Source organism: Streptomyces sp. WAC05292 (assembly GCF_003949955.1).
In the GTDB taxonomy this organism is placed as follows: Bacteria; Actinomycetota; Actinomycetes; order Streptomycetales; family Streptomycetaceae; genus Streptomyces; species Streptomyces globosus.
Genome location: NZ_RPSE01000379.1, coordinates 1 through 6,054 on the forward strand (window position 1 = coordinate 1; position 6,054 = coordinate 6,054).

General features: G+C 72.5%; 4 protein-coding genes. All 4 read left to right on the plus strand.

Features of this window, described 5'->3' with window-relative positions:
• Window positions 1-42: 42 nt before the first annotated feature.
• Complete coding sequence (gene rodA / locus EF903_RS27160; protein ID WP_125547527.1) at window positions 43-1,242, plus strand: rod shape-determining protein RodA; 1,200 nt, start codon at window positions 43-45, stop codon at window positions 1,240-1,242.
• A gap of 143 nt (window positions 1,243-1,385) precedes the next feature.
• The gene (locus EF903_RS27165) at window positions 1,386-2,891 is read left to right on the plus strand and encodes a CYTH and CHAD domain-containing protein (protein WP_125547529.1); all 1,506 of its coding nucleotides are present in this window, start codon (window positions 1,386-1,388) and stop codon (window positions 2,889-2,891) included.
• Between the two features lie 80 nt (window positions 2,892-2,971).
• A complete protein-coding gene (locus tag EF903_RS27170) occupies window positions 2,972-4,900 on the plus strand; it encodes a TIGR03960 family B12-binding radical SAM protein (RefSeq protein ID WP_125547531.1) in 1,929 nt (642 codons plus the stop codon).
• Window positions 4,901-5,034: 134 nt separating this feature from the next.
• A complete protein-coding gene (locus EF903_RS27175; RefSeq protein ID WP_125547533.1) occupies window positions 5,035-5,922 on the plus strand; it encodes a hypothetical protein in 888 nt (295 codons plus the stop codon).
• Window positions 5,923-6,054: the final 132 nt, after the last annotated feature.

Consider the following 6,054-nt stretch of genomic DNA (forward strand, 5'->3'; position numbering starts at 1 on the left):
CCCCCGCACCGCCCCCCTCGTGGCAGGACTGAGCCCACCACCATGCAGACCGCCAACAAGTTCTCCGTCTCCCGGTACGCGCCCGAGCGCGGCGCGATGGCCAAGCTGACCTCGCGCGACTCGGTGCTGCGCCGGCTCGACTGGCCGATACTCCTCTCGGCGCTCGCCCTGTCCCTCCTCGGCACCCTGCTGGTGTGGTCGGCGACGCGGAACCGGACCCAGCTCAACCAGGGCGACCCGTACTACTTCCTCGTCCGCCACGCCATGAACACCGGCATCGGGCTCGTCCTGATGATCGGCACGATCTGGCTCGGCCACCGCACGCTGCGGGGCGCCGTACCGGTCCTCTACGGCATCTCCCTCGTGCTGATCATCGCGGTGCTCACCCCGCTCGGCGCCACCATCAACGGCGCCCACGCGTGGATCGTCATCGGCGGCGGCTTCTCCCTCCAGCCCTCCGAGTTCGTCAAGATCACGATCATCCTGGTCATGGCGGTGCTGCTGGCCGCGAGGGTCGACGCGGGCGACATCGCCCACCCCGACCACCGCACGGTCGTCAAGGCCCTGCTGCTCGCGGCCGCCCCCATGGGCATCATCATGCTCATGCCCGACCTCGGGTCGGTCATGGTCATGGTCGTCATCGTGCTCGGCGTCCTGCTCGCCTCCGGCGCCTCCAACCGCTGGGTCTTCGGCCTCCTCGGCTCCGGCGTCGCCGGCGCCGTCCTCGTCTGGCAGCTCGGCATCCTCGACGAGTACCAGATCAACCGCTTCGCGGCGTTCGCCAACCCCGAGCTCGACCCCGCCGGCGTCGGCTACAACACCAACCAGGCGCGCATCGCCATCGGCTCCGGCGGGCTCACCGGATCCGGGCTGTTCAAGGGCTCGCAGACCACCGGCCAGTTCGTCCCCGAGCAGCAGACCGACTTCGTCTTCACCGTGGCGGGGGAGGAGCTCGGCTTCGTCGGCGCCGGCCTCATCCTCGTCCTGCTCGGCGTCATCCTCTGGCGCGCCTGCATCATCGCCCGGGAGACCACCGAGCTGTACGGGACCATCGTCTGCGCCGGCATCATCGCCTGGTTCGCCTTCCAGTCCTTCGAGAACATCGGCATGACGCTCGGGATCATGCCCGTCGCCGGGCTGCCGCTGCCCTTCGTCTCGTACGGAGGGTCGTCCATGTTCGCCGTGTGGGTGGCCATCGGGCTGCTCCAGTCGATCAAGGTGCAGCGGCCGATGTCGGCGTAGGGCTGCCGGCGTCCGGCGGGCGCCGGGCGGGGAAGCAAGGCGGGCCGCCTTGCGGGCGCGATACGGCCGGATCTCCTCCGTTTCACCCGTCGGGGCGCCCCTTCGCCCTGCGGCCGCCCACCGACCCGGTCTAAGTTCGGTGCATGGCGGACACGAAACGCGAAATCGAACGCAAATTCGAGTTCACGACGGACGAGGCCGAACGGCGCGGCATCCCCGACCTGGCGGGCACCGCGGGGATCGCCGCCGTCGCCGACCGCGGCACCGCCGACCTCGACGCCGTCTACTACGACACCCCCGACCAGCGGCTCGCCGCGGACGGCGTCACCCTGCGCCGCCGCACCGGCGGCGCCGACGCCGGCTGGCACCTCAAACTTCCCGTCTCCCCGGGCGTCCGCGACGAGATCGGCGCCCCCCTCTCCGACACCGTCCCCCGACACCTGGCCGCCCTCGTCCGCTCCCGCGTCCGCGACGCCGAGCTCGGCCCGCTGGTCCGACTCCGCTCCACCCGGCGCATCCACCACCTCCTCGACGCCGACGGCGCCCTCCTCGCCGAACTCTCCACCGACACCGTCCACGCGGAATCCCGTCAGACCCGAGACCCCGCCGCCGGCACCGCCACCGCCGACTGGACCGAGATCGAAGTCGAACTCGCCGACGGCATCGACCCCTCCCTCCTCGACACCGTCGGGAAGAAGCTCCGCAAGGCCGGCATCCGGGCCTCCGACAGCCCCTCCAAACTCGCCCGCGCCCTCGCCGAGACCGGCACCGCGGGCGCCCATGTCCTCGCCTACCTCCGGGAACAGCGCGACTCCCTCGTCGCCCAGGACCCCGCAGTCCGCCGCGACCTCCCCGACGCCGTCCACCAGATGCGCGTCGCCTGCCGCCGCCTGCGCAGCGCCCTCAAGACCCACCGCAAGGTCCTCGACCGCACGGCCACCGACCCCCTCGGCGACGAACTGCGCCGACTCGCCCGCGAACTCGGCGTCGACCGCGACCAGGAAGTCCTCCACGAACGCTTCCGCACCCGCATCGGCGAACTCCCCCACCCCCTCCTCCTCGGACCCGTCCGCGGCCGCCTGCGCACCTGGAACAACGGCCGCCGCGCCGAATCCCGCCGCCGCGCCCTCGCCGCCCTCGACGACCCCCGCCACCTCGCCCTCCTCGACGCCCTCGACGCCCTGCTCGCCGACCCGCCGCTGCTCCCCGCCGCCGGCAAGCCCGCCGGGCCCGTCCTCGCCAAGGCCGTCCGCCGCGAGTACGACCGCCTCGCCGGCCGCATCACCGACGCCCTCGCCCTCGACCCCGGCCCCGACCGCGACACCGCCCTGCACACCGCCCGCAAGGCGGCCAAACGCGCCCGCTACGCCGCCGAGGCGGCCGAACCCGTGCTCGGCAAGCCGGCCAAGCGCCTGCGCAAGGACCTCAAGGCCGTCCAGACCCTGCTCGGCGACCACCAGGACGGCGTCGTCGCCCGCGAAGCCCTGCGCGACCTCTCCGTCCAGGCCGCCGCGGCCGGCGAGAACGCCTTCACCTGGGGCGTCCTGTACGCCCGCGAGGACGCCCGGGCCGCACGGATCGAACGCGACCTCCCGCGGGTCTGGGGCAAGGCCGCGCGCCGGGCCCGCCGGAAGGGCCTCCGCCCGTAGCCGGTGATCACACCGTCCGGCGGGCCCGGCCCCTCGGGTTACGCTAGAGAGTCGCCCCCTGCCCGCTTCACGAAAGTCGCGTGATGTCCGAGTCGGTCTTCCCACAGCTCGAAGCTCTGCTCCCGCATGTGCAGAAGCCCATCCAGTACGTCGGCGGTGAACTCAACAGCACCGTCAAGCCGTGGGATTCGTGTGACGTCCGGTGGGCGCTCATGTACCCGGACGCGTACGAGGTCGGGCTCCCCAACCAGGGCGTCATGATCCTGTACGAGGTGCTGAACGAGCGCGAGGGCGTCCTCGCCGAGCGCACGTACAGCGTGTGGCCCGACCTCGAAGAGCTCATGCGCGAGCACAAGGTGCCGCAGTTCACCGTCGACAGCCACCGCCCGGTCGGCGCCTTCGACGTCTTCGGCCTGTCCTTCTCCACGGAGCTGGGCTACACCAACATGCTCACGGCGCTGGACCTCGCGGGCATCCCCCTCGAAGCCCGCGACCGCACCGTCGACCACCCGATCGTCCTGGCCGGCGGCCACGCCGCCTTCAACCCCGAGCCGATCGCCGACTTCATCGACTGCGCCGTCATCGGCGACGGCGAGCAGGCCGTCCTCGACATCACCGAGATCATCCGCGCCTGGAAGGCCGAAGGCCGGCCCGGCGGCCGCGAGGAGCTGCTGCTGCGCCTCGCCAAGACCGGCGGCGTGTACGTCCCGGGCTTCTACGACGTCGAGTACCTGCCCGACGGCCGCATCGGCCGCGTCGTGCCCAACCGCTCCGGCGTGCCGTGGCGCGTGTCCAAGCACACCGTCATGGACCTCGACGAGTGGCCCTACCCCAAGCAGCCGCTGGTCCCGCTCGCCGAGACCGTCCACGAGCGGATGTCCGTCGAGATCTTCCGCGGCTGCACCCGCGGCTGCCGCTTCTGCCAGGCCGGCATGATCACGCGCCCCGTGCGGGAGCGAAGCATCACCGGCATCGGCGAGATGGTGGACCGCGGCCTGAAGGCCACCGGTTTCGAGGAGGTCGGCCTGCTCTCGCTGTCCTCCGCGGACCACACGGAGATCGCCGACATCGCCAAGGGCCTCGCCGACCGCTACGCGGACGACAAGGTCGGCCTGTCCCTCCCGTCGACCCGCGTCGACGCCTTCAACGTGGACCTGGCGAACGAGCTCACCCGCAACGGGCGCCGCTCCGGCCTGACCTTCGCCCCCGAGGGCGGCTCCGAGCGCATGCGCAAGGTCATCAACAAGATGGTCTCGGAAGAGGACCTGATCCGCACCGTCGCCACCGCCTACGGCAACGGCTGGCGCCAGGTGAAGCTGTACTTCATGTGCGGCCTGCCGACCGAGACCGACGAGGACGTCCTCCAGATCGGCGACATGGCGGTCAACGTGATCGCCAAGGGCCGCGAGGTGTCCGGCCAGAACGACATCCGCTGCACCGTCTCCATCGGCGGCTTCGTCCCCAAGCCGCACACCCCCTTCCAGTGGGCCCCCCAGCTGTCGGCGGAGGAGACGGACGCCCGCCTGGCGAAGCTCCGCGACAAGATCCGCGGTGACAAGAAGTACGGCCGCTCCATCGGCTTCCGCTACCACGACGGCAAGCCGGGCATCGTCGAGGGCCTCCTCTCCCGCGGCGACCGCCGCATCGGCGACGTCATCCGCGCCGTGTACGAGGACGGCGGCCGCTTCGACGGCTGGCGCGAGCACTTCAGCTACGACCGCTGGATGGAGTGCGCCGAGAAGACCCTCCCGCAGTACGGCGTCGACGTGGCCTGGTACACGACCCGCGAGCGCACCTACGAGGAGGTCCTCCCCTGGGACCACCTCGACTCGGGCCTCGACAAGGACTGGCTGTGGGAGGACTGGCAGGACGCCCTCGACGAGACGGAGGTCGAGGACTGCCGCTGGACCCCCTGCTTCGACTGCGGCGTCTGTCCTCAGATGGACACGCAGATCCAGATCGGGCCGACCGGCAAGAAGCTGCTGCCGCTCTCGGTCGTCAACAAGTAGGAGACCTCCCGCCCCGCCCGGAGTGTGCCCGGAGCGCCTGGTTCGTCCGCAGGTGCTCCGGATGCCGGGCGGGATTCGGTGAAGATCCGCGCCCCCGTGCAACGGCACGGGGGCGTTCCTGTGTCCTTGGGGGCATGGAACGCGTCACACGCCCCTCCGCCGGCCAGGGCGAAGGCTGCCTCACCGGGGTGCTCCGGGTGCCCGTCAAGATCGTCGCCGTGCTCGTCGTGCTGCCCGTGCGGGTGGTGTGGGAGCTGCTCGCCGCCGGGGCGAGGGCCCTGCACCGGCACGTGCTCGGGCCGCTGTGGACCCACGTCCTCGGGCCCGTGCTCCGCGGCATCGGGTGGGTGCTGGGCGTGCTGCTCAGGCTGGTCTTCGTCTGGCCGTGGGTCGGGCTGTGGCGGTATCTGCTCGCCCCCGCGGGCCGCGCCGCGTACGCGTACTTGCTCGCGCCGATCGGGCGCGGGCTGCGGTGGCTGGGCTCCGCCGGCCACCGCTGGCTGATCGCCCCGACCGGGCAGGGCCTCGTATGGCTGGGCCGGGCCGTGTACGGGTACCTGCTCGCCCCGCTCGGGCGCGGCGTCCTGTGGCTGGCCTCGGCCGTGTACCGCTACGTGCTCGCCCCGATCGGCCGCGGAGTGTTGTGGCTGCTGCGCGCCGTCTGGGACCACCTCGTCGTCCCGGCGGGTCGGGCGCTCGCCTGGACCGCCGCGGCGGTGTGGCGGTGGGTCGTCGTCCCCGTCGGGAGCGCCGCCGCCTGGGTCGCCCGCGGCGTCCACCGCCTGCTGATCCTGCCGCTCTGGCAGGCCCTCGTCTGGGCCTGGCACGTCGCCGGCCGGATCGCCCGGGCCCTGTGGCGGGGGGTCTCCCTGGTCGCGTGGGTGCTGGTCGGCTGGCCCTGCCGGCAGCTCTACCGGTACGTCCTCACCCCGGCCGGGCACCTGCTGCGCGACGCGTGGCGGACCCTGCGCACCACCGCCCGGCAGGTGCGGGCCGAGGTGCGCCGCGTCCTCCTCGGGTGACCGCCCCGGGAACCGGCGAGGTCAGGGGCGCGTAATCTGGGTAGTACGACAGCCACAGGCCGCCTGCCCGCCCCCGAGCACCCCCCGCCCCCGAGGCGGGGGGTGCTCGGGGGCGGGCAGGCGGCCTGTGGC